The organism is Hymenobacter sp. CRA2 (genome assembly GCF_002007105.1).
Classification (GTDB): domain Bacteria; phylum Bacteroidota; class Bacteroidia; order Cytophagales; family Hymenobacteraceae; genus Solirubrum.
On record NZ_MVBC01000009.1, the window covers coordinates 205,411 to 231,325 of the forward strand.

Annotated in this window: 24 protein-coding genes and 4 tRNA genes; 6 read left to right on the plus strand and 22 right to left on the minus strand. The window is 58.5% G+C overall.

The genetic code is table 11. The features are described from left to right. Positions 1-362 precede the first annotated feature (362 nt). The 13 genes from rpoB to B0919_RS15645 form a co-directional block, all read right to left on the minus strand. Positions 363-4,247 (minus strand): DNA-directed RNA polymerase subunit beta, encoded by a 3,885-nt coding sequence (rpoB, locus tag B0919_RS15585; protein ID WP_254846593.1) that lies wholly within the window; start codon positions 4,245-4,247, stop codon positions 363-365. Positions 4,248-4,594: 347 nt separating this feature from the next. After that, positions 4,595-4,975, minus strand: coding sequence for a 50S ribosomal protein L7/L12 (rplL, locus tag B0919_RS15590; RefSeq protein WP_078013208.1), 381 nt, complete (start codon positions 4,973-4,975; stop codon positions 4,595-4,597). Positions 4,976-5,035: 60 nt separating this feature from the next. Beyond that, entirely contained in the window at positions 5,036-5,590 is a 555-nt protein-coding gene (gene rplJ, locus B0919_RS15595; protein ID WP_078013209.1) for a 50S ribosomal protein L10, read from the minus strand. A 14-nt stretch (positions 5,591-5,604) separates the two neighbouring features. Further along, entirely contained in the window at positions 5,605-6,303 is a 699-nt protein-coding gene (rplA, locus tag B0919_RS15600; protein WP_078013210.1) for a 50S ribosomal protein L1, read from the minus strand. Between the two features lie 12 nt (positions 6,304-6,315). Beyond that, on the minus strand, positions 6,316-6,759 hold the full coding sequence (rplK, locus tag B0919_RS15605) for a 50S ribosomal protein L11 (protein WP_078013211.1): 444 nt from the start codon (positions 6,757-6,759) through the stop codon (positions 6,316-6,318). A gap of 110 nt (positions 6,760-6,869) precedes the next feature. Next, on the minus strand, positions 6,870-7,430 hold the full coding sequence (nusG, locus tag B0919_RS15610) for a transcription termination/antitermination protein NusG (RefSeq protein WP_078013212.1): 561 nt from the start codon (positions 7,428-7,430) through the stop codon (positions 6,870-6,872). 25 nt (positions 7,431-7,455) lie between these two features. Then, positions 7,456-7,650 carry a preprotein translocase subunit SecE gene (gene secE / locus B0919_RS15615; RefSeq protein ID WP_078013213.1) on the minus strand — a complete coding sequence of 65 codons (195 nt, stop codon included), beginning with the start codon at positions 7,648-7,650 and terminating at the stop codon, positions 7,456-7,458. A 70-nt stretch (positions 7,651-7,720) separates the two neighbouring features. Continuing rightward, a tRNA-Trp gene (locus B0919_RS15620) sits at positions 7,721-7,791 on the minus strand. Between the two features lie 425 nt (positions 7,792-8,216). Then, positions 8,217-9,404 carry an elongation factor Tu gene (gene tuf, locus B0919_RS15625; protein WP_078013214.1) on the minus strand — a complete coding sequence of 396 codons (1,188 nt, stop codon included), beginning with the start codon at positions 9,402-9,404 and terminating at the stop codon, positions 8,217-8,219. Between the two features lie 161 nt (positions 9,405-9,565). Continuing rightward, a tRNA-Thr gene (locus B0919_RS15630) sits at positions 9,566-9,640 on the minus strand. A gap of 39 nt (positions 9,641-9,679) precedes the next feature. Continuing rightward, positions 9,680-9,752, minus strand: a tRNA-Gly gene (locus B0919_RS15635). A 30-nt stretch (positions 9,753-9,782) separates the two neighbouring features. Beyond that, positions 9,783-9,865, minus strand: a tRNA-Tyr gene (locus B0919_RS15640). A 179-nt stretch (positions 9,866-10,044) separates the two neighbouring features. Next, positions 10,045-12,468 carry a M1 family metallopeptidase gene (locus tag B0919_RS15645; protein WP_139362163.1) on the minus strand — a complete coding sequence of 808 codons (2,424 nt, stop codon included), beginning with the start codon at positions 12,466-12,468 and terminating at the stop codon, positions 10,045-10,047. Between the two features lie 269 nt (positions 12,469-12,737). On the opposite strand from B0919_RS15645, the gene B0919_RS15650 reads away from it, so the two are divergent. The 3 genes from B0919_RS15650 (at position 12,738) to frr (ending at position 14,778) form a co-directional block, all read left to right on the plus strand. After that, the gene (locus B0919_RS15650) at positions 12,738-13,238 is read left to right on the plus strand and encodes a biotin/lipoyl-containing protein (RefSeq protein ID WP_078013216.1); all 501 of its coding nucleotides are present in this window, start codon (positions 12,738-12,740) and stop codon (positions 13,236-13,238) included. A gap of 73 nt (positions 13,239-13,311) precedes the next feature. Continuing rightward, positions 13,312-14,112 (plus strand): UMP kinase, encoded by an 801-nt coding sequence (gene pyrH, locus B0919_RS15655; RefSeq protein ID WP_078013217.1) that lies wholly within the window; start codon positions 13,312-13,314, stop codon positions 14,110-14,112. A gap of 102 nt (positions 14,113-14,214) precedes the next feature. After that, entirely contained in the window at positions 14,215-14,778 is a 564-nt protein-coding gene (gene frr, locus B0919_RS15660) for a ribosome recycling factor (RefSeq protein WP_078013218.1), read from the plus strand. An 81-nt stretch (positions 14,779-14,859) separates the two neighbouring features. Here the strand turns inward: frr and nadD are convergent, their stop codons facing one another. The 7 genes from nadD to B0919_RS15695 are packed head-to-tail and all read right to left on the minus strand — an operon-like array spanning position 14,860 to position 20,175. Beyond that, the gene (nadD, locus tag B0919_RS15665; RefSeq protein WP_078013219.1) at positions 14,860-15,441 is read right to left on the minus strand and encodes a nicotinate (nicotinamide) nucleotide adenylyltransferase; all 582 of its coding nucleotides are present in this window, start codon (positions 15,439-15,441) and stop codon (positions 14,860-14,862) included. Continuing rightward, positions 15,441-16,025 carry a guanylate kinase gene (gene gmk, locus B0919_RS15670; RefSeq protein ID WP_078013220.1) on the minus strand — a complete coding sequence of 195 codons (585 nt, stop codon included), beginning with the start codon at positions 16,023-16,025 and terminating at the stop codon, positions 15,441-15,443. The genes nadD and gmk overlap by 1 nt, the downstream gene beginning before the upstream one ends. 9 nt (positions 16,026-16,034) lie before the next feature. Then, positions 16,035-16,325, minus strand: a complete 291-nt coding sequence (locus B0919_RS15675; RefSeq protein WP_078013221.1) for a hypothetical protein — start codon at positions 16,323-16,325, stop codon at positions 16,035-16,037. A gap of 42 nt (positions 16,326-16,367) precedes the next feature. Beyond that, a complete protein-coding gene (locus B0919_RS15680) occupies positions 16,368-17,018 on the minus strand; it encodes a sigma-70 family RNA polymerase sigma factor (protein WP_078013222.1) in 651 nt (216 codons plus the stop codon). A gap of 59 nt (positions 17,019-17,077) precedes the next feature. Further along, on the minus strand, positions 17,078-18,352 hold the full coding sequence (locus B0919_RS15685; RefSeq protein ID WP_139362164.1) for an O-antigen ligase family protein: 1,275 nt from the start codon (positions 18,350-18,352) through the stop codon (positions 17,078-17,080). Positions 18,353-18,382: 30 nt separating this feature from the next. Further along, a complete protein-coding gene (locus tag B0919_RS15690; protein ID WP_078013224.1) occupies positions 18,383-19,414 on the minus strand; it encodes a glycosyltransferase family 9 protein in 1,032 nt (343 codons plus the stop codon). Then, entirely contained in the window at positions 19,411-20,175 is a 765-nt protein-coding gene (locus B0919_RS15695) for a glycosyltransferase family 2 protein (RefSeq protein ID WP_078013225.1), read from the minus strand. The genes B0919_RS15690 and B0919_RS15695 overlap by 4 nt, the downstream gene beginning before the upstream one ends. Before the next feature lie 123 nt (positions 20,176-20,298). Here B0919_RS15695 and B0919_RS15700 point away from each other — a divergent pair, with 123 nt between their 5' ends. Next, positions 20,299-21,627 carry a S41 family peptidase gene (locus B0919_RS15700; protein ID WP_176133070.1) on the plus strand — a complete coding sequence of 443 codons (1,329 nt, stop codon included), beginning with the start codon at positions 20,299-20,301 and terminating at the stop codon, positions 21,625-21,627. Positions 21,628-21,732: 105 nt separating this feature from the next. After that, complete coding sequence (locus B0919_RS15705) at positions 21,733-22,932, plus strand: hypothetical protein (RefSeq protein WP_078013227.1); 1,200 nt, start codon at positions 21,733-21,735, stop codon at positions 22,930-22,932. 54 nt (positions 22,933-22,986) lie between these two features. Here the strand turns inward: B0919_RS15705 and ahcY are convergent, their stop codons facing one another. Beyond that, positions 22,987-24,300 carry an adenosylhomocysteinase gene (gene ahcY, locus B0919_RS15710; protein WP_176133071.1) on the minus strand — a complete coding sequence of 438 codons (1,314 nt, stop codon included), beginning with the start codon at positions 24,298-24,300 and terminating at the stop codon, positions 22,987-22,989. 123 nt (positions 24,301-24,423) lie between these two features. Beyond that, complete coding sequence (locus B0919_RS15715; RefSeq protein ID WP_078013228.1) at positions 24,424-25,170, minus strand: DUF4397 domain-containing protein; 747 nt, start codon at positions 25,168-25,170, stop codon at positions 24,424-24,426. A 183-nt stretch (positions 25,171-25,353) separates the two neighbouring features. Between B0919_RS15715 and B0919_RS15720 the strand changes: the two genes are divergently transcribed. After that, positions 25,354-25,905 (plus strand): hypothetical protein, encoded by a 552-nt coding sequence (locus B0919_RS15720; protein WP_139362165.1) that lies wholly within the window; start codon positions 25,354-25,356, stop codon positions 25,903-25,905. Positions 25,906-25,915: the final 10 nt, after the last annotated feature.

Here is a 25,915-nt window from a genome sequence, read left to right on the forward strand (position 1 = left end):
TTTAGCTTGTTGCTATTTCACCGTTCGGTTTCTTCGGGCAGTGCCCAAACACTCAGAACAGCTCGACTCCGGAAAAAGTGCTCTGCAGGTCGGATAGGTACGCCGCGCAGTAGATTTTTCGGGTCTGGGCGAAGCCTCGTCGGCTCCAATCGACCAGCTTGTTGATGACTTCTGGGCCTTGTGGTGTTGTCCTGACCATATCTCGGAACAACGGCCGAAAAGCATGTCGCAAAGCCGCTCGTACTATCGTTCTATTCTGCTTCACTCCTCCTCTACTCGCTGACGAGTCAGCCTAGGGCAGGATGCTCAAAATGGTTGCCGGCACCGAGGCACCGACAACCATTCTGTTAGCCGCTTTTAAACTAGTCCAGCGTGATTTCCAGGGCCAGACCACGCAGCTCGTGAATGAGTACGTTGAACGACTCCGGGATATTCGGCTTGGGCAGCACGTCGCCCTTCACGATGGCTTCGTAGGCTTTGGCCCGGCCAATCACGTCGTCAGACTTCACCGTCAGGATTTCCTGCAGGATGTTCGACGCGCCGAAGGCCTCCAGCGCCCACACTTCCATCTCGCCGAAACGCTGACCACCGAACTGCGCCTTACCACCCAGCGGCTGCTGCGTGATGAGCGAGTACGGCCCGATCGAACGGGCGTGCATCTTGTCGTCGACAAGGTGTCCCAGCTTCAGCATGTAAATCACACCTACCGTCACGGGTTGGTCGAAACGGTCACCCGTCAGACCATCGTGCAGGTACGCGCGGCCCCAATCCGGCAAGCCGGCTTCGGTCAGCTCCTTGGCCACCTCTTCTTCGGTACCACCGTCGAAGATGGGGGTCGAGTACTTGCGGCCCAGCTTGAGGCCGGCCCAGCCCAGTACCGTTTCGTAGATCTGACCGATGTTCATGCGGCTCGGTACCCCCAGCGGGTTGAGCACGATGTCCATCGGGGTGCCGTCGGGCAGGAAGGGCATGTCCTCATCGCGCACGATGCGGGCTACCACACCCTTGTTACCGTGACGACCGGCCATCTTGTCACCCACCTTCAGCTTTCGCTTCTTGGCGATGTACACTTTAGCCAGCTGCACGATACCGGCGGGCAGTTCGTCGCCTACCTCCAGGGTAAACCGGTCGCGCTTGAAGCGGGCCGTTACGATGTTGCGACGCTTGGTGTAGTTCTTCACCAGTTCCGCCACCATCGAGTTGGTCTTCTCGTCGGCAGTCCAGTTTTCCAGGATGAGGTCCTTGAACAGGTTCACCTCTTCCGGCACGGCGTAGTTGCTCTCGTCCTTGTAGGGGTTCTTCTCGGGGAAGAGGGCATCGGTGATGTTCTTCTTGCCGAATTTGGCCCCTTTGGTCAGCAGCTCGTCGCCAAACTTGTGCTTGATGCCCTGCGAGGTCTTACCCTCCAGCAGCTGCACCAGCTTGTCGACCATTACTGCCTTCACGCCCCGCAGCTCGGCGGCGTACTTGTCCTTGAGCTCTTCTACTTCGCGCTTGGATTTGGCGCGCAGGTTCTTGTCCTTCTTCGGGCGCGAGAACAGCTTGGTCTCGATAACCACGCCGTTCAGGGAGGGCGGCGCCTTGAGGGAGGCATCCTTCACGTCGCCGGCCTTGTCGCCGAAGATGGCGCGCAGCAGCTTCTCTTCCGGGGTCGGGTCCGTCTCGCCCTTCGGCGTGATTTTACCGATCAGAATGTCGCCTTCGCGCACTTCCGCACCGATGCGGATGATGCCGTTTTCGTCGAGGTTGCGGACGGCTTCTTCGCTCACGTTCGGAATTTCCGAGGTCAGCTCTTCTTCGCCGCGCTTGGTCTCGCGTACTTCCAGCTCAAACTCTTCGATGTGAATCGAGGTGAAGATGTCGTCGCGGACTACCTTCTCCGAAATGACGATGGCGTCCTCGAAGTTGTAACCCTGCCACGGCATGAACGCCACCTGCATGTTGCGGCCCAGGGCCAGCTCACCAGCTTCGGTAGCGTAGCCTTCGCATAGCGGCTGGCCTTTCACTACCCGCTCGCCCTTCTTCACGATGGGCGTCAGGTTCAAGCAGGTGTCCTGGTTGGTGCGGCGGAACTTGATCAGCTCGTAGGTCACACGCTCAGCGTCGAAGCTCACGAGGATGTCTTCGGCGGTGAGGTCGTAACGAACGATGATCTTGTTGGCGTCCACGTAGTCAATGACACCGTCGCCTTCGGCTACCACCAGGGCGCGCGAGTCGATGGCCACGCGGCCTTCGAGGCCGGTGCCCACGATGGGCGCCTGGGGCTTCAACAGCGGCACCGCCTGGCGCTGCATGTTCGAGCCCATCAGCGCACGGTTGGCGTCGTCGTGCTCCAGGAACGGAATCATCGAAGCAGCCACCGACACAATCTGGTTCGGGGCTACGTCCATGTAGGTGTACTCGGTCGGACCAACCACCGGGAAGTCACCTTCGAAACGACCCTTCACGAGTTCGTTGATGAAGTTACCGGAGTCATCGATGCGGGCGTTGGCCTGCGCGATGTGGTGGGTGTCTTCCTCCTCGGCCGTCAGGTACTTCACGGTGTGCGTTACGTCCACCTTGCCGTTTTCCACGGTGCGGTAGGGCGTCTCAATGAAGCCCATCGAGTTGACGCGGGCGTGCACGCACAGCGACGAAATCAGACCGATGTTCGGGCCTTCCGGCGTCTCGATGGTGCAGAGGCGGCCGTAGTGCGTGTAGTGTACGTCACGTACTTCGAAACCAGCCCGCTCGCGCGACAGACCGCCCGGCCCCAGTGCCGATACGCGACGCTTGTGCGTCACCTCGGCCAGCGGGTTGGTCTGGTCCATGAACTGCGACAACTGGTTGGTGCCGAAGAACGAGTTGATTACCGACGACAGCGTACGGGCGTTGATCAGGTCAACGGGCTTGAAGTCCTCGTTGTCGCGCACGTTCATGCGCTCCTTGATCGTGCGGGCCATACGGGCCAGGCCGACGCCGAACTGGGCGTACAGCTGTTCGCCCACGGTGCGCACGCGACGGTTCGACAAGTGGTCGATGTCGTCGACGATGGCCTTCGAGTTGATCAGGCCGATCAGGTACTTCACGATGAGCACGATGTCCTCGTTCGTGAGTACGCGGGCGTCCCAACCCGTGTCGATGCCCAGCTTCTTGTTGATGCGGTAGCGGCCTACGTCCCCGAGGTCGTAACGCTTATCCGAGAAGAACAGCTTCTGGATGATGTCACGGGCGGTTTCTTCGTCCGGCGCTTCCGTGTTACGGAGCTGGCGGTAAATCTGCTCTACAGCTTCCTTCTCCGAGTTGGAGTTGTCCTTCTGGAGGGTGTTGTAGATGATTGCGAAATCGGCGATGTTGACGTTTTCGCGGTGCAGGATGATGGACTTCACGCCCGAATCCACGATGGTGTCGATGTCCTCGTCCTCAACGGTCGAGTCACGCTCCAGCAGCACCTCGTTGCGGTCAATCGAAACTACCTCACCGGTGTCCTCGTCCACGAAGTCTTCCGTCCAGGTGCGCAGCACGCGGGCGGCCAGCTTGCGGCCAACTACCTTCTTGAGGGTTTTCTTGTCGGCTTTCACCTCTTCCGACAGCCCGAACAGGTCCAGGATGTCTTTGTCGGTGCCGTAGCCGATGGCGCGAAGCAGCGTCGTGACCGGGAATTTCTTCTTCCGGTCGATGTACGCGTACATCACGTTGTTCACGTCCGTGGCAAATTCAATCCACGAGCCTTTGAACGGAATGATACGGGCCGAATACAGCTTCGTGCCGTTGGTGTGCTTGCTCTGGGCAAAGAACACGCCGGGCGAACGGTGCAGCTGCGATACGATAACGCGCTCGGCACCGTTGATTACGAAGGAACCCTTCTCCGTCATGTACGGGATGTTCCCCAGGAACACCTCTTGCTCGATGGTTTCGAAGTCCTCGTTGTCCTCGTCGTTGCAGAGCAGGCGCAGCTTGGCTTTCAGCGGAACCGAGTACGTCAGGCCGCGGTCGATGCACTCGTCCACGGAGTACTTCGGCGGATCAACGTGGTAGTCGATAAACTCCAGGACGAAATTCTCACGCGAGTCGGAGATGGGGAAGTTCTCGGCAAACACCTTGAACAGGCCCTCATTCGAACGGTTTTCGGCCGCCGTCTCCAACTGGAAGAAGTCCCGGAACGACTGCAGCTGCACGTCCAGGAAGTCCGGGTACTCGATTACCTTCTTAATCTTGGCGAAATTGATCCGCTCCAGGGCCGTAGCCTTTGCTTTGGGTGTAGCCAATGTGTTAAGAATTAAAATGACACTGGGAGGATGGAATCTTCAAACCATGCCAGTAGCGCGAGCCAACCACTCACGCATCGAAGAACAACCCCAGGGGTAACAAAAACGTTCTTCAAGTGCATTAAGCCGTGGTAAGTTCGCGCTACTGTTTTGCCGCAAAAACGCTCCCAGAGCGTTAGAACAGCTTTTAGCAAAGTTTGCAGGCTACAAACAGGAAAAGACCTGACTTAGTTGCCAGGTCTAATCCATGCTTTGTCGGACTGGAAAAACAGGTGCGGCAAATGAATTAAACCGTAATCTGTTTCGAGTTGGTCAGTCCGGTTAAAGCAGGTGAGGGAGAGAAGTAATTACTTAACCTCTACTTCAGCACCAGCTTCTTCCAGCTGCTTACGCAGGCCTTCAGCCTCGTCCTTAGCAACACCTTCTTTCAGGGGCTTCGGAGCGCCGTCAACCAGTTCTTTGGCTTCCTTCAGGCCCAGGCCGGTCAGGTCTTTCACCAGCTTCACTACAGCCAGTTTCTGAGCGCCAGCCGACTTCAGGATTACGTCGAACGAAGTCTTCTCTTCGGGAGCCTCAGCAGCAGCGCCAGCGCCACCACCAGCCATCATTACCGGAGCAGCAGCTGCCGGCTCGATGCCGTACTCGTCCTTCAGAATCGTGGCCAGTTCGTTAACTTCTTTAACGGTCAGGCTAACAAGCTGCTCTGCAAATGCTTTCAGATCTGCCATTTTGCAAAAAATTTGGGGTGTTGTTGAAAACGATGAATTGAGAGAGAAAGAGAGCAGCGGTTAGCCTGCGGCCTCTTCTTTTTCCGAAAGGGTTTTGAGGATGCCGGCCAGCTTGTTGCCACCGCTCGACAGAGCGCTGATAACATTTTTGGCTGGCGACTGGAGCAGACCGATGATGTCACCGATGAGTTCCTGCTTGCCTTTGATAGTGCTGAGCGTGTCAAGTTGGTCGGTACCAACGTACACGTCGCTGTCCAGGTAAGCACCTTTAAACACGGGCTTGGGCTCAACGCCGCGGCCGTAGTTCTGCGACTTGTAGAAGTCTTTCAGCAGCTTAGCCGGAGCCGAACCAGACTCCTGCGAGAACAGGATGCCCGACTGGCCTTTCAGAGCTGCGTCCATTGCCGAGGTATCACCCGACAAACGGTCCAGCGCCTTACGGATCAGCGTGTTTTTGTAGACCTTGTACTCCATGCCCCGGTTGTAGCAGAGGCGACGGAATTCGTTGATCTTAGCCACGGTCATGCCCGAAGCATCCGTGAGGTAGAAGAAGCTGTATTCGCCGAATTTGCCGGCCAGCTCATCTACGAGGGCGTATTTTTCTTCCTTCGTCATGATCAGGCGTGTAATTACTTGGCGGAATTCACAGCGGTGTCAACCGGTACGCCGGGGCTCATCGTACTCGAGAGCGTGATGCTCTTGATGTACGTACCCTTAGCCGACGAAGGCTTCAGACGCTGCAGGGTCTGGATCAGTTCCAGTGCGTTTTCAGCGAGTTTGTCCTCGGTGAAAGACACTTTACCAACCGAGGTGTGAATAATGCCGGTTTTGTCAACTTTGAAGTCGATTTTGCCAGCCTTCACTTCCTGCACAGCCTTGGCCACGTCCGTGGTTACGGTGCCCGACTTGGGGTTCGGCATCAGGCCACGGGGACCCAGTACGCGGCCCAGACGGCCTACCTTAGCCATTACGGCCGGCATGGTGATGATAACGTCCACATCGGTCCAACCCTTCTCGATTTTCGAGATGTAGTCGTCCAGACCTACGAAGTCAGCACCAGCAGCGGTAGCTTCGGCTTCTTTGTCCGGGGTTACCAGAGCCAGCACACGAACGGTTTTACCCGTGCCGTGGGGCAGCGTGGCCACGCCGCGAACCATCTGGTCAGCTTTGCGCGGGTCAACACCTAGGCGTACGTCGATGTCTACCGAAGCGTCAAACTTGGTGAAGGTGATTTCCTTTACCACTTTGGCGGCGTCCTGCAGCGTGCGTACTTCCGTCAGATCGAATTTGGCAAGGGCTTCCTTGCGCTTTTTGCTCACTTTTGCCATGGTCTTAGCCGATTACTTGGTGAGGGGGCTTTCGCCCGTAATGGTGAGGCCCATGCTGCGAGCGGTGCCAGCAACGAGTTTCATGGCCGACTCGATCTTGAAGGCGTTCAAGTCGGGCATCTTCGTTTCGGCAATTTGGCGGACTTGGTCCCAGGTCACCGAGCCAACCTTGTTACGGTTCGGCTCTTTCGACCCGCTCTGAATCTTCGCTGCTTCCATGAGCAGGATCGGCGCAGGCGGCGTCTTAATGACAAAGTCAAACGACTTGTCAGTGTACATGGTGATGAGAACAGGTAACACTTGGCCGGCTTTATCCTGGGTGCGAGCATTGAACTGCTTGCAGAACTCCATGATGTTTAAGCCTTTCGAACCAAGCGCAGGTCCAATCGGCGGGGCAGGGTTTGCCGCGCCTCCCTTTACCTGAAGCTTCAGGTAACCTCTGATTTCCTTGGCCATTTGGTTGATTACTTCGGCTGTGGGTGGCTCCCACCGCCGTTGTGAAAAATGCTCCTATGGAAGCGGCTACCAGTCCGGAGCGGACGACCAGTAGCCCAACTGTAACAGTTCTAGACTTCTTTTTCGACCTGCGTGTAGCTCAGCTCCATCGGAGTGCTGCGGCCGAAAATCTTCACGATTACATTCAGCTTCTTGCGCTCCTCGAATACCTCCGATACGGTACCCGACATGCCCGCAAAGCCGCCGTCGATAATCTTCACCAGCTCGCCGGCTACGAAAGGCACTTCCAGCGCCGCCGGCTGTTCTTCCGTTTCATCCACGATACCGAGGATGCGGTTCACTTCGCTCATGCGCAACGGAATGGGCTTGGCGTTGGCCGTCTTGCCCTCTTTGTCGCTGAGGAAGCCCAGCACGCCCGGCGTGGTGGTAATGATATGGTCTACCTCCCCGTGCGTCAGATCCGCGTGGATGAGGATATAGCCAGGGAAGAAGCTACGCTCGCGCACCCGCTTCTTGCCATTACGCATCTCGTACACCTTCTCAGCCGGAATTAGCACCTGCGGCACTAGCTCATCGAGCCCATGGCGGTGAATTTCCGTTTCGAGGTATTGCTTGGCTTTCTTTTCCTGGCCGCTTACCGAGCGCACCACGTACCACTTCAGTTCTCCCATTTTCCTAGCTGGTTAGTGGTAAAGCTTAGCGGAACGAGTTGTAAAACGCCTTCAGCAGCGACTCAAAGGTCACATCCATCAGGCCCACCACGATGGCAAACACCAGCGAACCTACGAGCACCAGACCGGCGCTCTTCTGCAATTCCTCGAACGAGGACCACGTCACTTTGTAACGCATCTCTTCGACGGTATCGCGGAAGTATTTCGACAGCTTATCCATGATTGAAGGACCGGTTGGCGGTAAGGCAAAAGCGGCCGCTTCAGCAGCGGCCGTCTTTAGGTTTAATCTGCACGGGCGGAGAGATTCGAACTCCCATCAAAGGTTTTGGAGACCTCTATTCTACCCTTGAACTACGCCCGTGTAAGTTCCTAATGAGGCAGGGATGCTTCAATTCGGAGTGCAAATGTACCGAAGGTTACGGATAAAACAAATTTGCCCACAAAAATTTCGTGTGCGGATTCTGTTGATGCACCGATAATTACAGCCGGTTCGCAATGCATAAAACTACTTGGATGCCACTTTTTACTGCTATTTGATAGCTATCAGGCCTCGTGTAGCAACTTACTAGCTATGCATTCGGCTGTTGATTGTACTGAATAGGCTCCAACGCCGAAGGTTATTGATTCGCGTAGCACCGCGCTCTAACGCCTTTCTACCAGCGACAGAAGAAGTACTCGAAAACTCGGTTTACCTCATTACACCAGGCTCAGAAACTATCAAAAACACGACGGCCTCTACTGGTTTCCCAGCAGAGGCCGTGTGCCTAATAAGACCTGAGGTCGTAATTAGTCGAGGATTTCGGTTACCTGACCGGCACCTACCGTGCGGCCACCTTCGCGGATAGCGAAGCGCAAGCCTTTCTCCATGGCCACAGCGTTGATCAGCTCAACGGAGATGGTCACGTTGTCACCCGGCATTACCATTTCTACGCCTTCAGCCAGCGAGATGATACCGGTTACGTCGGTGGTGCGGAAGTAGAACTGCGGACGGTAGTTGTTGAAGAACGGCGTGTGACGGCCACCTTCTTCCTTCGACAGAACGTAAACTTCAGCCTTGAACTTTTTGTGGGGGGTTACCGAGCCGGGCTTGCAGATAACCATGCCGCGACGGATGGCTTCTTTTTCAATACCACGGAGCAGCAGACCTACGTTGTCACCAGCTTCGCCACGGTCGAGGATCTTGCGGAACATCTCAACCCCCGTTACGGTCGACTTGAGGTTTTCAGCACCCATACCGAGGATTTCAACCGGCTCACCCGAGTTGATTACACCGCGCTCGATACGACCGGTAGCTACGGTGCCACGGCCAGTAATCGAGAACACGTCTTCTACCGGCATCAGGAAAGGCTGGTCCGTCAGACGGGGAGGAATCGGAATGAAGGAGTCAACAGCGTCCATCAGGGCCTCGATGGTGCCCACCCACTTGGCATCGCCGTTCAGACCGCCGAGGGCTGAACCTTGGATAACCGGGATGTTGTCACCGTCGAAGTCGTAGAACGACAGCAGCTCACGGATTTCCATCTCAACGAGTTCGAGCAACTCGGGGTCGTCTACCATGTCCACTTTGTTCATGAACACAACCAGCTGCGGTACACCTACTTGGCGAGCCAGCAGGATGTGCTCACGGGTCTGGGGCATCGGGCCGTCGGTAGCAGCTACTACGAGGATAGCGCCATCCATCTGAGCAGCACCGGTTACCATGTTCTTCACGTAGTCAGCGTGACCCGGGCAGTCAACGTGAGCGTAGTGACGGTTGGCGGTGGAGTACTCTACGTGAGCGGTGTTGATGGTGATACCGCGCTCTTTTTCCTCCGGAGCGTTGTCGATCGAGGAGAAATCACGCTTAGCGGCCAGACCTTTGTTAGCCAGCACCGTGGTGATAGCAGCGGTCAGAGTCGTTTTGCCGTGGTCCACGTGACCGATCGTGCCGATGTTTACGTGCGGCTTGGACCGGTCAAAAGTTTCTTTAGCCATTGTAAAGAGATTGGGAAGAAATTTTTGAGGGAAAAGAGGGTGCTTTCGCGCTGCTTGTATACTGCAAGAAAGCGATACGCAGACTTCTCCCTAGGAAAAAACTGCACGTCGCTTGTTGCAGGCCAGACGGCGGCAGGCGCGCTGCCCCGTTAGGTTCACTCTGGAGCCGTTGCGGGGATTTGAACCCCGGACCTCTTCCTTACCAAGGAAGTGCTCTACCCCTGAGCTACAACGGCTGGTATCTTACCTTAATCAGACTCGGTCAGCGGAAAAAGAGCGGGAGACGAGGTTCGAACCCGCGACCTGCAGCTTGGAAGGCTGCCGCTCTACCAACTGAGCTACTCCCGCGTGATGAGCTGATAGCAAGAAAAAATGAAGTGGGGGGAGAAGGATTCGAACCTTCGAAGTCGTAAGACAACGGATTTACAGTCCGTCCCATTTGGCCGCTCTGGAATCCCCCCTTGTCAGGTACTCCGGCCGGATGCCGAAGTGCTTTTTGTTTCAATTCAGAACTTGCTGCTGTGAGTAGGTCGCTGAATTGGATTGCAAAATTAGGGGCTTTCTGATGCAAGTCAAGCACCCGCGCAAAAACCTGAACTATTTTTTTTCGTCGTTTTTCGAAGAAAAGGCTTAAACCACGCTATTGCAGCAGGTTATAGATACCAATAAGCCGCTCATCTTTTTCCTTACTACGGATATCAGCCAAGGTCATTTTGAGCGTCGGCATGTTTTCGGACAGGGTCCGGAGTCCGTGGTAGGCTCCAAGCCGCACCTCATAGTTGGGGTTGGTGCGGGCCATTTGCTCCATTTTCTTCAGCGCTTTGTCGCGCTCTACTGCCGGAATGCGCAGCATGTAGGTACCAAAATCCTGTAGTAGTTGGTACAAGGTGGCCGCATCGGCGTCGTCGAGCTGAGCCAGGTACCACTGATACTGATCGATGTTACCGTTCAGCGTAAAGTAGGTCGACAGCGCGCTGACGATGGAGGGGTTCTTCTCGTTGCGCAAGGCCTCAATCCGGGGCTGCGCGGCGGCAGTAGGCGACTTGGTAAGCGCCGTGATGGCAGCGCCCATCACCAGATAAGAGCTGTCAGCCAACGCTTGGGTGTATACTTTGCCGTAATCCTCGTTTTGGAAGGCCGACAGCGTACTAATGGCGGCGGCTCGAACTCGGCTGCTCTTATCGGTGGAGGCAACGCGCTCCAGGTCTTTGCGCACTGCCCCGCCTTCCGGTCCTCGATAGCGGCGCAGGGCCTCCGCGGCAGTCATACGCACTCCCCAGAAGGAATCGTTCAGGGCATTGCGCATCACACTGCTGACGTTCAAGTCGGCCACTTTAGGTTTCAGCTCTGTAATGGCCTGCACTTTCGAAAGGTAGTTGCGGGCATGGTAGAACTGGTAGACAAGCTCATCCTGACTTTTTTCTTCCGTCAGCTCAGCCAGCAGCGTTTTGTCTGAATCAAACTGCACCAGCGCCGGCTTCTGATTAGCAGGCAGCTGGAAAGTCTGGCTAGCCTTCGTGATGACAATGCGGTGGTCAGTGGGCTTGTCGTTGACCCAGGTGGTAACCGTAACGGGTAGGCGGAAGACCGGCTGGTAGAGCGTATCCTGCTTCTGCACTACGCGCAGCGTTACCTTGCCATCGGCATACGAATGGGCCACGGCAACTTCCGGGTGGCCGCGCTGCAAGAACCACTGGTCAAAAAACCACATCAGGTCTTCGCCGGTGACTTCCTCGAACGCCACGCGCAACTCGGCTATTTCGACGGCGGAGAATTTGTGCTGCGTCAGGTAGCGGTTGAGCGCCGTAAAGAAGGCGTCGTCGCCGACGTAGCTGCGGAGCATGTGGAGCACTTGCCCGCCCTTCTGGTAGGAATGGCGGTCGAACATGTCTTCCTTGTCGGCGTAGCGGTAACGGATGAGCGGTTCGCGCTTGCCCTGAGCTTCCTCAAAATACAGCGCGGCCTGCTTGTAGCTCCATAGGTCGGCAGCATCGCGGCCGTACTTGAACTCGTTCCAGAGGTATTCGCCGTAATTGGCAAAAGCCTCGTTCAGCGGCAAATTCGACCATGATTCAGACGTAACGTAGTCGCCAAACCACTGGTGGATAAGTTCGTGGGCAATGACGTCGTCGCTGTTGCCGTCGATGAGCTGACGTCGGTTCTTCAGCACCAGTTCCGTACCGTGAACGGTGGCCGAAGTATTTTCCATGGCGCCCGATATATAGTCACGGACGATGACCTGGCTGTATTTCTCCCACGGATACTCCACGCCGAGCTTCTTGGAAAAGAAGTCCAGCATCTGGGGCGTCTGGCCGAATAGCGGCTTGGCATCGGCGGCGTTTTGGGGCTCCACGTAGTAATCTACGGCCTTCCCGTGCCACGTATCGTTGACAATGGCGTAATCGCCGACGGCCATCATGCTCAGATACGGCGCGTGGGGCAGGCTCTGCTTCCACGTATCGGTGCGCGTGCCGTCGCTGTTCTTCTTCGAGGAAATGAGCAGGCCGTTGGAGAGCGTTTTGTACTGCTGCTCCACAGTCATGCTGATTTCCTGCGTCATGCGCTGGTTGGGCCGGTCGATGGTGGGATACCAGCACGAGCTACCCTCTGTTTCGCCCTGGGTCCAGATCTGCTTGGGTTTGTTCTTATCGGTACCCAACGGGTTGATGAAGTACAGGCCCTTGGAGGCTCGGATAGCAGTGCTGCCGCCGGCGGGCAGTTCATTGGGCTTGGCGACGTACTGAATGCGTACCTGATATGGCTCGGTACGGGCGTACGTCCGGTCGAGCGTGATAGACAGGCGGCGCTTGTCGTACTGGTAGTTCAGCGTCTTCTCCTTGCCCCCGCTCACCAGCTTCACACTCTTGACATCGAAACCCTTGGCGTCGAGCACCAGCTGCGTCTGCGGGTAAAAGTGCGGCCGCACCGTGACGGTAGCGGTGCCTAGCAGCCACTGCTTGGCCCAATCGAAGCGCACGTCGAGCTTGGTATCGAGCACGTCGTGCAACAGGGTAGCCGCGGGCTGCACCGGATTGACCGGGGGCAACCAGTTCGGCACAACCATAATGGATTGTGTAGCTGGCTTGGGGCTATTGGCAGATTCGGCGGGAGCGGCTTTGTGGGGGGGGCTCTTCTTCGTCGTCCCCGACTTGGAAGGCTGACCCAGCAAGGTGAATGGCAATGCAATAGCCAGCGCAAACGCCCCGAGTGCCGGATATTTCATGGGGTGCTAATTGGGGTAATCTGGGGGTTCAAGTTCCGAAATAATTTCAGAATACGCCTATCTTTAAGCCCTTTTCCGCCGCATTCTCCTCTCTCCTTACCCCCACCCGCATGCTACAGGTCAGCGCTGGCCCCGAACACTCATGGAGTGTTGACATCACCGCCCACGGTATTACAGTTGATGATCAACCGTTCGATTGGGACTTGGTAGACCTCGGGGATGGCCGTTACCACGTGCTCTGGCAGGGCCGCTCCTACCCGGCGGAAATCTTGGAAGTAGATGCAGCAGCCAAGTCCGTGCGCTTGAAACTGGCCGGGCAGCGCTTCGAATTGCAAGCCAAGGACCGGTTCGATTTGCTGCTCGATAAGTTGGGCATGAGCCAGGCGGCCAGCAATAAGATCAACGAGGTGAAAGCCCCCATGCCGGGCCTGATTGTTGACATCCGCGTGCAGCCAGGCCAAGCCGTGCAGAAGGGCGACCCGCTGCTGGTGCTGGAAGCCATGAAAATGGAGAACATCCTTAAGTCGCCCGGCGACGGGGTTGTCAGCACCATCAAAGTCGGGTTGCGCGACAACGTCACCAAAGGACAGGTATTGGTGCAGTTTGCCTAAGCCTGCAGGCGCCCCAACACCCACGCTACCCTGTGCGTAGCTACTCAAACGTCATCAACCTAACTCAAGACCGTTGAAATACAACCGAATTCTGCTAAAGCTGAGCGGCGAGGCCTTGATGGGCAAGCAGCAGTACGGCATCGATGCCGACCGTCTGATGCAGTACGCCCAAGAAGTGCGCGCCGTAGCGGAGCTGGGCGTGCAAGTCGCCGTGGTGATTGGTGGCGGCAACATCTTCCGCGGCGTGCAGGCCGAAGCCTTTGGGCTCGACCGCGTGCAGGGCGACTACATGGGCATGCTGGCCACCGTCATCAACTCAATGGCCCTGCAGAGCGCCCTGGAAAAGCTCGGCACTCCTACCCGCTTGCTGTCGGGCCTGACCATTCAGCGCGTGTGCGAACCGTATATCCGCCGCCGGGCCATGCGTCACCTGGAAAAAGGTCGGGTCGTCATCTTCGGCGCCGGCATCGGCTCGCCGTACTTCACCACCGATTCGGCGGCCTCGCTGCGCGCCATTGAGGTGGAAGCCGCCGTGGTGCTGAAGGGCACGCGCGTGGACGGTATCTACACGGCCGACCCGGAGAAAGACCCGTCGGCAACGCGCTTCCCGCAGATTACCTTCGACGAGGTGATGGAGAAAAACCTCAACGTGATGGACATGACAGCCTTCACGCTGTGCAAGGAGAACAACCTGCCCATCATCGTGTTCGATATGAACAAGAAGGATAACCTGCTGAAGCTGGTCAACGGCGAGCAGATCGGCACGCTGGTAACGATGACCGGCGACGCCGAGCACGACGTTGCAGCCAAACCCGGTACGCTGCTTCCTGAGCAGAAGCGTGCTTCCACGGCTTCGGCCGAACAACAAGCGTAACTTTTATGTCAAATGGCTGAACGGCTGAATGGCTAGTCGTTCTGACGGCAGAACAACCAACCATTTACCCCTTAAACCATTTAACCATTCATTTTTTAACACATGGACGAAGAAATCCAGCTGTACCTGAGTGACGCCGAGGAATCGATGGCGAAGGCCTTGCAGCACACCAACACGGAACTGAGCCGTATCCGGGCGGGCAAAGCCACGCCGGCCATGCTTGATTCGCTGCGCGTCGATTACTACGGCACGCCTACGCCGGTAGGGCAGGTGGCCAACGTTTCGGCTCCGGACGCCCGCTCGCTGGTTATCCGCCCCTGGGAGAAAAACATGCTGGGCGAAATCTCCAAGGCCATCAAGAACAGCGACCTGGGCCTGAACCCGGTGATGGACGCTGATTCGGTGCGCCTGAACCTGCCTCCGATGACCGAGGAACGCCGCCGCGACCTGGTAAAGCAAGTGAAAAACGAAGCCGAAAGCGGCAAAGTCCGCATCCGCGGTATTCGCAAGGACGTGAACGAGTCGCTGCGCAAGCTCCAGAAAGAAGGTGCTGCGGAAGACGCTGTCAAGGACGCCGAAGCCAAGGTGCAGAAGTACACCGACAGCTACATCGTTAAGATTGACGACGCGATGAGCAAGAAGGAAGCCGAGATTATGACCATCTAAGCCTCCGGCTTAAGCTCAAAACGCACAACGCCCCGGCTGATTCGTCAGCCGGGGCGTTGTGCGTTTGTGTGGTTGTTATGACTACTGCCAATAGCCCTGCGCAATGATTTCGCGCTCCACGGCTTCCGGCACGAGGTAACGAATGGACTGACCAGCCCGCATACTTTTACGAATAAACGTGGCCGAAATATCCAGCAATGGTGCTTCTACTACCCGCACACCAGCCGGCAGCGGCTCCGGCAACGCGTAACCCGGGCGGGGGTACACGTACACCTCGAACTCCGCCATCAACCGTTCGGCGGCTTTCCAGCGGGGCAGGCCTGGCAGATTATCACCACCCATGAGCAACACAAACTTGACGCCGGGATACTGGCGGCGCAGCTCGTCGAGCGTATCGATGGTATAACTGGGCTTGGGCAGGCAGAACTCTACATCGAGGACACGCAGGTGCTCATTGCCGGCAATGGCCAACTGTACCAGTTGCAGGCGTGCCTGCTCGGGCAGCAGCTCCTCCCCTACCTTGAACGGACTCTGCGGCGACACCACGAGCCAGACGGCATTCAGGTCGGTACGCGTAGCCAAATGGTTGGCTAAGATCAGGTGCCCGACGTGGATGGGGTTGAACGAACCGAACAGCAGGCCCACGCGCCGCGGGCTGCTCATCAAACAATGGCCGGCTCGGCCATGATGAAGTTGCGAACCAGCTTTTCGGCCTGGGCCGTGGCCTCGTCCAAGTCGTCGTTGATAATGACGGCGTCAAACCGATCCTCGAAAGTTAGCTCGAAGTTGGCTTTGTAAAGCCGGGCCGAGATGCTCGAAGCCGAGTCGGTGGCGCGGGACTTGAGGCGCTGCTCAAGTACTTCCAGGGACGGCGGCTTCACGAAAATGCACAGCGCCCGCTCCTTGTAGAAATCCTTGATGCTGAGGCCGCCTTTGACGTCGATATCGAGGATGGCGTGCTTGCCACCTTCCCAGATGCGCTCAATCTCGGATTTCAGGGTACCGTAGTAAGAGCCTTCGTAGACTTCCTCCCACTCCACGAACTCGTCGTGGCGGATTTTTTCCTGAAACTCCTGAACGGTAATGAAATAGTAGTCCTTGCCGTTCTGCTCGGCCCGCCCGCGTCGGTCGCGCGTGCAGGCCGAGATAGAAAAGCTCAGCTCTGGGATTCGCTCCATGAGCCGATGGACAATGGTGGTTTTGCCGGCGCCCGATGGTGCCGAAAAGGCAATGATTTTCCCCTGCATGGGGCAAAATTAGACCTTTTCGGACTGCACGCGCGCCATAATGTTGGCGGAGAGGCTAGCAGGTACGCCTTTGCGCCCTACATACTGGTTGAGGAAGTCGACGAAAACGCGCTGCTTATCAATGCTATCGAAGCACGGGGAGCAGTCCTCAGCATGGTTAACGAAGTATTCTTCGTCCTCAAGCGTAGGGTCCTGGCCCACGATGAGTTGGTCTAGAATGGTGTTCACACGCTCACAGTCGGCGCCGGCGGCAGTGTTGGCGGCCGCGCCTTGTTGGTTGGGTGTAGACTTCGAAGCCATAGCTTGGGGGGTAAGTCGGTGGAGGAGAGTGGTTAAATGTACTTAGTCTTCATCTTCGTCGTACGCTGGGTCAACATCGCCTTCCTCAGAATCGTTGCCGTAACCCATCTTTTTTGCGTAGCGCTCCAATTTATCCTTCAAAAAATTACGTGCGCGGTGCAGACGGGAGCGGACGGTACCGATGGGAATATCGAGCACCTTGGCCATTTCCTCGTAGGTAAACCCTTCCAGGTCGCAGAGGATAATGACGGTGCGGAAGTCGACGGGCAGCGAGTTCAGCGCGCTGGCTACTTCGTCGCCGATCAGGTCGCGGGTGGCCTGCTGGCGCAGATCGGGCGAGCTGGCGCCCGTGTCGGCGTCGGCGTCTACCTCCTCAGTGTTGTAGTAGCCCTCGATTTCGCTGTAGTCGACCTTGGCGGGCTGCTTGCTTTTCTTCCGAAAATCGTTGATGAACGAATTTTTCAGGATGCGAAACAGCCAGGCTTTGGCGTTGGTTCCGGGCTCGAAGTACTCGAAGAAGCGGTAGGCCTTCAGATATGTCTCCTGGACGAGGTCATTGGCATCGTCTTCATCAAGGGTCAGGCGGAAGGCAAAGTTGTACAGCGAATCCAGCACGGGCAGCAGCTCGGCCTGGAATCGGCGGTCTTTTTCCTCCTTGCTCAGTTTCGGAACCCGTTCGGGATTGTCGCTCATATGCGGGGTGGTTCGGGCAGGTGAGTATTGCCTCGGCTAAATGTAACGAAAGGAAGGGCTCAACGGGTTACATCGTTGGGGTGCAGCCGGCGCTCAGCGGCCACTACCAGGAAGCCATAGAGGAAAACAAATAAGTTGAATCCTATCTGCATCTCGAGCAACGAATCCGCCAGGGTTGCCGCGCCGAAAATGAACAGGAGCTGTCTGACGTACGGATTGCGCCGCAGGCCGGGTTGCACCAAGGGCGTAATGAGCACCCACAGCCAGATGAGCAGGCCCACAATGCCCGCGCCTACGAGGTAGTGAACGTACTGGTTGTGAACCATGACGCGGTTCTGCTGCTCCAGGCCGTAGGTCTGCCAGGAAAATTGTTCGTCCATGGCCAGCCGCACATCGGCCGGAGCCACGCCCAGCCACGGATGCTGGTTGATAAGCACTTTAGCGTTTTGCAGCGCCGCCAGCCGGCGGGCCAGCGAAAACTGATTGATGTCGTGGCTGTAGTAGAACTGCTGCACATCGTACACCGTGGTAGCCACCCGGGCCTGCACAGTAGGCAGGCTATAATAAGCGCCGACCATTAGCAGGACAGCTAAAGCGGTCAGGCCCAACGCCAGCCGTGGCCGGTGAAAGAGCAGGACGAGCAGTGAAGCTGCCAGCGTGAGGTAGAAAGCCAGCAGACCGGTGCGGTAGGCCAGCACGTGCAAGCTAAGAACAGCCACGGCGGCGGCCACCCACAGCAACCAGCGGCTTGCGCGGCTTATATCCTCCTCTTGGCTGAGCTGAACGGCAAAAAAAGCCGCCATGGTCAGCATAATCCCGAAGTGGATGTGGAAAATGCCCGTGACCGAGGGCACGTTCTGCCCGATGCGAATCAACTCCTGGGCGGCGGCGGGGTCGAGCAGGTAACGCGCCATGGTAGCTAAGCCCGCAGCAGCCACCCCACCTATAAAGCCAGCCCCGACCCACAGGCGCTGCCGGCGCGTGAGCGGCACGGCCAGCGAAAACGCCAGGGGCACGCCAATAAGCGGTAACTGCCGATACACTTCGTGGCGCCAGGTGGCCCAGTCTTCGGTGTACCACCACGTCAGGGGTATGAGCAGGTAGAGCAACGCCGCGCGACGCACAGAGCCGCTGCGCAGCCAGCCGGGCATGGCGGCGCGCAACGCCGGATTAAGCAGCCCGGCAACTACTGCGGCTACCGGCGCCAAGGCTACTAGGGCCCGGGCGGTAAGCAACAGGCCCAGCACACCGGCTACGCAGGCCAGCAGCAGCAAATACTGTGACCACCGGCCCGATTGATACCACTCTGTAAAAAAGCCGAAACGCGAATTCACCGGAAAAACGAAAGCAACGTGCGGCTAAAGCTACGACGAGGGCAGCGGCTGCCAAGCATCGATGCGGGCCAGCGCTTCGGCAGCGGAAATGGCTTTGATGCAGGTGCAGGCCTCAGGAGCCTGTCGGCACTGCTGGCAATCGGGTTTGTTGAACACCAAGTACTCGGCGTGCGGCCCCAATGGCGCCCAACGGCCGGGGTGAATGGGTTTCATGGGCGGAAATAGCCCCAGCGCGTAGCGGCCCAGGGCAGCCGCCAGGTGCAGCGGACCAGTACCAGAGGCCACGAGCCCGTCGGCGGCGGCAATGAAGGCCAGAAACTGCGGTAAGCTCAACTGGCTGGTGAGGTCCGTGAGGATAGCGGCGTGCTCCTGGAGCCACTCGCGCATCGTGTCGCCCTCGGCCTGGGTACCGCTGACAAAGACGCGGTGGCCGCGCTGGTGCAGTTGCCGGGCCAGCTGCCCGAAATGCTCCAAGCCCCACTCGCGGCCGTGGCCCCGGGAACGGGGGTGCAGAATGATGTTGAGCTGCTGCGGCCGCTGGCGCGTTAGCAGCGCCGTGTGGGCCGGCGCCAGCGGCTCGGGCGCGACCAGACGACCCGGCGGAATCAATTCCTCCAGCGGCGGCACGGTGGTCAGGCCCAGAGGCCGTAGCAGGGCCATGTTCAGCTGCGCTTCGTGCAATGGGGAGTTCTTGCGACTGAGCGCCACCAGTTGGTTGCAGCTCAGCCAGTGAAACCAGCGGTTACGCGTGCCGATACGTACCGGGATGCCAGCCTCACGGCACAGCTGAGCGATGCGCCGGTTGGGAAACACGTGCACTACGGCATCGGCTTGCACGGCTCGCACGGTTAGAACCTGCTCCGGGGCCGGCAGCTGCAGCAGCTCATCGGCGCTGATAAAATCATCAATGGCGGGGCAGGCGGCGGCTACGGCGCGGGTATAGTTGCGGCCGAGCAATATCACTCGGCAGCCGGGGTACTGCTGCTTCAGCCAGCCACAGACGGGCAACGTCAGCACCAGGTCGCCGATGGCGTCGGTGCGGCTAACGAGAAAGGTCTTCATGCGGCCGCTTGGTTAAGCACGCGCAGCTTGGCGTATTTGAGAAACACGCCCCAGGCCGACAACGCGGCAATGCAGAGGCCTGCGAAGCCATCGAGCACGCCGCCGCGCAGCAGGTACAGGTGCCAGAACTTCCACACCGGCTTTAGCGTGAGCTGCACCCAGCCAGCGCGCTTGCCGCGGGCAGCCAGCTCCTCGGCCCCAATGCTCGTGAATTTGTTTAGCTGCTGCACGTGGCTTTCGATAGTGGGGTACGAGTAGTGCAGCAGGTCTGCGCGCAGATGGCCCACGGTTTGGTCCGGCTGCACATCGTAGCGCTCGTGCAGCAGCTGCCCCTGCCAAGCCCCAAGGTGCCGGTCGTAGAGGCGTAGCTTCCGGTCGGGGTACCAGCCACCGTGCCGCACCCAGTGGCCGCAGTAGTTCGTTAGGCGCGGCAAAGTGTAGCCCGCGTGTTGCCAGTTGGCCTTGAGCTGGTTGATTTCGGTCCGCAGCTCATCGGTCAGCACCTCGTCGGCGTCGAGCTGCAGCACGTGCTCGAAGCGGGCCTGAGCGGTGGCGAAGTTCTTTTGGGCCACGTAGCCAGCAAAAGCATGGTGCACCACCCGCACGCCCTGCTCCTGGCAGATACTCACTGTGCGGTCCGTCGAGCCAGAATCGACGACCACCACGTCGTCGGCCACACCGCCGAGCGCGGCAAGGCAGCGGCCGATGTTGGCCTCTTCGTTGAAGGTGATGATGACGACCGAAAGCGGAACCGAAGGCATAGGCGCAAATATCCGCATTCCGCCGCTAGCTGCAGGTTAGTACCCGATGATGTGATGCGCCGCAAGTAGCTATTCTTGAACTTGCGGCATCAGTTTCAGCGGCTTCCCATGTATTCTCCGTTTATGCGCGTTCTACTTTTTGCTTTGCTGGGGCTGATGCCTTTATGCAGCCAGGGTCAGCAATTGGCCGTGACGTCCGTCAATACCGGCAACTACGCCACCGGCGTGGATACCACACTGCGCGAAATCCGGCTGACGTTCAACCAGGACATGGTCAAGGGCTTCTCCATGGTGGAGCACAGCGTGCTGCCGAGGCTGACTGGCAAGCCCGGCTGGGTGGACGCGCGCACTTTCAGCCTGCCCGTGCGCCTGGCGCCCAATCAGCTGTATTACTTCACGCTGAATAACCCCTACTACAAGCGCGTGCGCAGCGCCGCGGGCGAGGTTCTGCCGCATTACCCCATCGTGTTTGAAACGCAGAAGCCTGCCCTCACGCCCGAGGAGCAGCTACGCAACCGCGTGCTGAATACGGCATCCTACGAGCTGTTTTGCCAGAAATTCCTCAAGGAATACTCGCACCTGGGCAAAACGGGCATCAACTGGCGGCAGGTGCTGGCCGACCACCGCACCCAGCTCACCGAAGCGCCCGACGCCAGCGCCTTCCTGATTCAGCTGCTGCGCGTGCTGCAGCCGGCCCACGACCTGCATCTGCGCCTGCGCCTGAACGGGCAGGGCTACCCCACCTACGAACGGCTCTACGAGCTGAACAGCAACGACGAGCTGCGCCCCAAGCTGGTGCAGAACTTTCGGCAGTGGTCGAAGTACGTGAGCACCGGCGAGCTGGGCCCGGCCGGTTACCTGGCTATTGATTCCTGGGACCGAAACCACCGCGACGAAATCCGCAAGTGCCTCGACGCGCTGCAAACGCTGCGCGAGAAGCCCTACCTCATCATCGACGTGCGCCAGAACGGCGGTGGCGACGAAAGCATTGCCCAGGAGATGGCCGCGCAGTTTTTCCGCCGCAAAACCGTGTACAGCCGCATCGAAGCCTTGGATGAGAAAAAGCGCACCATCACCCGCGTAGAGCACAACTACGTGCAGCCCGCCGGCAAAAACCCGTACGCCGGCAAGGTGTTCGTGCTGACCGGCGCGGGCACCATGAGCAGCTCGGAGGCCTTCGTGCTGATGATGCAGCAACAGCCCAACACCACGCTGGTGGGTGCCCCGACCTGCGGTAGCAGCGGCAACCCCAAGCCGGTCGAGCTGCCCAACGGGGTGCGGGTGCTCCTCCCCTCGTGGCGCGAAATGGACCGTTGGGGCCACCCCATCGAGGGCCACGGCGTGCAGCCCGACGTGCACGTGGCGGCCCGGGAAGAGGAATTTGCCTCGGCCGACCCCGTGCTGCAAAGGGCGCTGGAGCTAATCAAGGAGCCCGTCGCAATTACCCGCTAGCCTTGGCTCAACTGCTTGCCTCCTGCTATTTTAGCGCATATCTAAGATGGGCTGTCATCCGGTTTTAGCGGCAGACAGCCCATTTACATGTCTATTCCCCTTTATATGCCCCTGACTTTACCGCAAGTAGTACCCACCCGCGAATACCGCATAGCCAAAGGCTGGCGCCTGCTCTTCTTTGTGCTTTGCCCAATCATTGTAGCCGCGTTTGTTTGGCTTCCCTTCGATGTGTGGCTGGATGAAAAGACGTCGGCGACGGCCGCGGCAGTCATCACGGCTATGTCTCTGGGCTTGGTGGCCTTATTTGGCTATGGTTTGGCGGCAGCTCTGCGGTACCGTCTGGTGGTAGGCCCCGACCGGATTACCGAGCGAAATGCCTTTCCGTTCCGCAGCAAAGAGCTCCTGTTTGAGGACATAAAGGGGTTTCGGGTCGACCAGAACTACACCTTTATCGAACCCCGGCGCAAGGGCTTGCCCAAGCTCAGCTACGTGCTCGAACAGTTCGATGAGCTGCAGCGCTGGCTGTATATGCATTTCAACGACCTGGCAGCTCTGCAACAACAGGAAGAAGAACAGCGCATCCTTGCCGATGACACCCTTGGCAGCACCACGGACGAACGCGCGGCCAAGCTGGCGGCGGCCAGAAAGACAGCCACCATTGTAAACGTTGCCGGTGGTGTGGCCGGAGCCTGGCTGTTTTTGCAGCCCGAGCCTTATCGGTGGGCCACCGCGGCGGGGCTGCTCGTTCCGCTGGCCGCGGCGGGCACCCTGTGGCTTCACCCGGGTGTGCTGCGCCTCGGCGACAGGAAAAGCAGCGCGTATCCGTCGATCAGCCCGGCCTTGATTTTCCCCAGCCTGGGGCTGATTCTCCGCTCCCTGTTCGATCAGGAGCTGGTGCGCATGGCCCCGCTGTGGCCGCTGGTGGGCGTAGTGGCCGCGCTCCTTGCAGTGGCCTTGTTGCTCGGCAACCGCCAAACCCTGCGGCAGCGCGGCACCGCGCTGATGACCATATCGACGGCCGTTTTTTGCGCGGCTCTGTACGGCTACGGCGCTACCACCATGTACAACGCCGCCTTTGACGAAGCCGAACCAGCCGTGCATCTGGCCAAAGTGCTGAAGAAGCACAAAAGCTCGGGCCGTACCACCACGTACAACCTCACGGTTACGCCGTGGGGGCCTATCAAGAAAGTGGAGGACGTGCAGGTGAGCCGCGCATATTACGAGCAAACGCAGCCGGGCGACTCCGTCAGCATCCTGCTGATGTCGGGCCGGCTCGACCTTCCGTGGTATACGGTAGGCGAATAACAAAAAAGCCCCGCCTGATGCTCAGGCGGGGCTTTTTGCTAGTCAGCGCAAGGCTTAGTAGCGGTACAGGTCCGATTTGAACGGGCCTTCCACCGGTACTTTGATGTAGTCGGCCTGCTTGGGCGTCAGCTCGTCCAGTTCCACCCCGATTTTCTCAAGGTGCAGGCGGGCCACCATCTCGTCGAGGTGCTTGGGCAGGGTGTACACCTTGTTTTCGTAGCTGTCGTGGTTCTGCCACAGCTCCAGCTGGGCCAGCGTCTGGTTCGTGAACGAATTCGACATCACGAACGAGGGGTGACCGGTGGCGCAGCCCAAGTTCACCAAGCGACCTTCGGCGAGGATAATCACCTCTTTGCCGTCGATGGTGTAGAGGTCCACCTGCGGCTTAACGGTGTCTTTGGTGTGGCCGTAGTTCTTGTTCAGCCAGGCCATGTCGATTTCATCGTCGAAGTGACCGATGTTGCAGACGATGGCCTTGTCCTTCAGCGCGCGGAAGTGCTCTTCGCGCACGATGTCGCAGTTGCCGGTGGTGGTGATGACGATGTCGGCTTCCTTGATGGCATTTTCCATCTTCTTCACCGCGTAGCCGTCCATGGCGGCCTGCAGGGCGCAGATCGGGTCGATTTCCGTCACGATGACGCGGGCGCCGGCGCCGCGCAGCGAGGCTGCGGTGCCTTTTCCTACGTCGCCGTAACCGGCTACCACGGCAATCTTACCGGCCATCATCACGTCGGTAGCGCGGCGGATAGCGTCCACGGCCGACTCTTTGCAGCCGTACTTGTTGTCGAACTTCGACTTGGTCACCGAGTCGTTGATGTTGATGGCGGGCAGGGGCAACGTGCCGGCTTTCATGCGTTCCACCAGGCGCAGCACGCCCGTAGTCGTCTCTTCCGAGATGCCGCGGATACCGCTCACCAGCTCAGGGAAGCGGTCCAACACCATGTTGGTCAGGTCGCCACCGTCGTCGAGGATCATGTTCAGCGGCTGACGCTCCTCGCCGAAGAATAGCGTCTGCTCGATGCACCAGTTGAACTCCTCCTCGTTCATGCCTTTCCAGGCGTACACAGCGGTGCCAGCAGCGGCAATAGCGGCAGCGGCGTGGTCCTGCGTCGAAAAGATGTTGCACGACGACCAGGTTACCTCGGCGCCGAGGGCCTGCAGCGTCTCGATCAGCACAGCCGTCTGAATCGTCATGTGCAGGCAGCCGGCGATGCGGGCACCCTGCAGGGGCTTGCTCTCGCCGTACTGCGCGCGCAGGGCCATCAGGCCGGGCATTTCCGCCTCGGCCAGGCGGATTTCCTTGCGGCCCCATTCGGCCAGCGAAATGTCTTTTACCTTATACGGTACGTAAGTCTTGGTCTCAACCATGGTCAGTCGCGGAATTTTCGCAATGCAACTGCAAAGATAACCAATTTGTTCGCGGCCGGCCAGTAAAGCCAAAGCCCGGACCTGAGGGCCCGGGCTTTGATTGATGTCAAGAACCTGTAAAACTTAGTTGTGTTGAATTACAGTGACCTTGGGTTGCAATGCCTGATCGAATGAGCCTTGCACCCCTTGCACCAGAATGGTGTAGATCTTACCCGCTTCGTAATTGCGGCTGCCTACGTCCAACACCCGCGTGCGCGTGGCACCGGTAGCGACCTGCAGGTTGTAGCCAGACGCGTTCAGGTCCACGAAGACCGAGCCCGCGCCGAAAGCAATTTCCGGCGTCAGATCAGTTGGCGGAGCCGTGGAAGTAGCCGGCGGCACGATAAGCCGCACCGGCGAGGGGGCACCGTACGCTAAATGCACCACCCGGACTTTGGCCGTGTTGGCTACGGGGGCCGTTAAATCATCCGTCAGCAGCAGCCCCGCTACTTCCTGAGCGGTACCGGTGGCATAGGCGAATAACGAGTAGCTTTTATCCTTTTCGACGGGCACGGCCTGCGTGACCAGAGTCCGGTTGTCGCTGCTGACGTTGACTTTGATCGTACGGCCCCCGGCGTTGACATCTTTATAGCCCGTGTTCTGGCCGTAGGTTAACTGCCCCAGCTCGGTATCATCTGCAAGTACCTTTAGCGTGACAGTAGGGCTGCCAGCAGCATTACCAGCGGCATGTACCGTCAGCAAACGGCCTTTCTCAACCACGGGGGCTGGCGGATCATCGTTGTCGTCGCTGCCGCAAGCAGTGGTAAGCAACGCTGCGGGAAGGGCGGCCAGCAGCAACAGGCGGCTCACGCGGTAGAACGGGTTGTTCATGGAACGAAAAATAAGTTTGACTACAAGCGTTGCGCCTGAGAACGTAACGCTCAGCCGTTTTGTTGGCTCCTCACTCAGATATGTGGTTTTATCTGACGACTTGAATATTAACTTTGTAGCATGACGTTTTCCGCCCTGCTGAATTTGCCACGCCGCCGTCGCGTTGCCACCCTCTTCTTGCCCGTGCTGTTAGGCACTGCTGCCCCGGCGCTGGCCCAGCAGGCTGCTAAGCCCGCCCCGGTTATTCGCCTGAGCCCAGAAGATGCCGACCGCGGCCTGAACGGGGTGCAAAAGCACTTTTGGTTTACTACCGGCAGCGGCGAGGACTACAAAAACGCCGGCTTCTTCGGCCAGCGCCTGCGCCCTTACCTCACCGATGAGCAGGCTATTGCCAGCCTCGACCGCTACCGCCGACAGCGCTGGCTGCACTTGAGCGAGCGGCTCGTGTTTGTGGGCGCGGCCGGCGTGTATGCTCAGCAGGTGCTCAGCGGCGACAAACAGGTGTATTTCAACAATACCCAGAAAGTGGCCATCGGCGTGGCGGCGGTTAGTCTGCTGTCGAACGCCCTGATTACGCGCCACACCAACCAGCATTTCATTCGGGCGGTGGAAGCGCAGAATGCCACTTTACCAGCTGCGCGCCGTATGGGACTGGATAGAGCTATGCCCGACCTGCTCGGCGTGACGGCCCCCACCGGCCGGCCGCAGCTGCTGGTGGGCTGGACGCTGCGCTAGTCCCACCCCT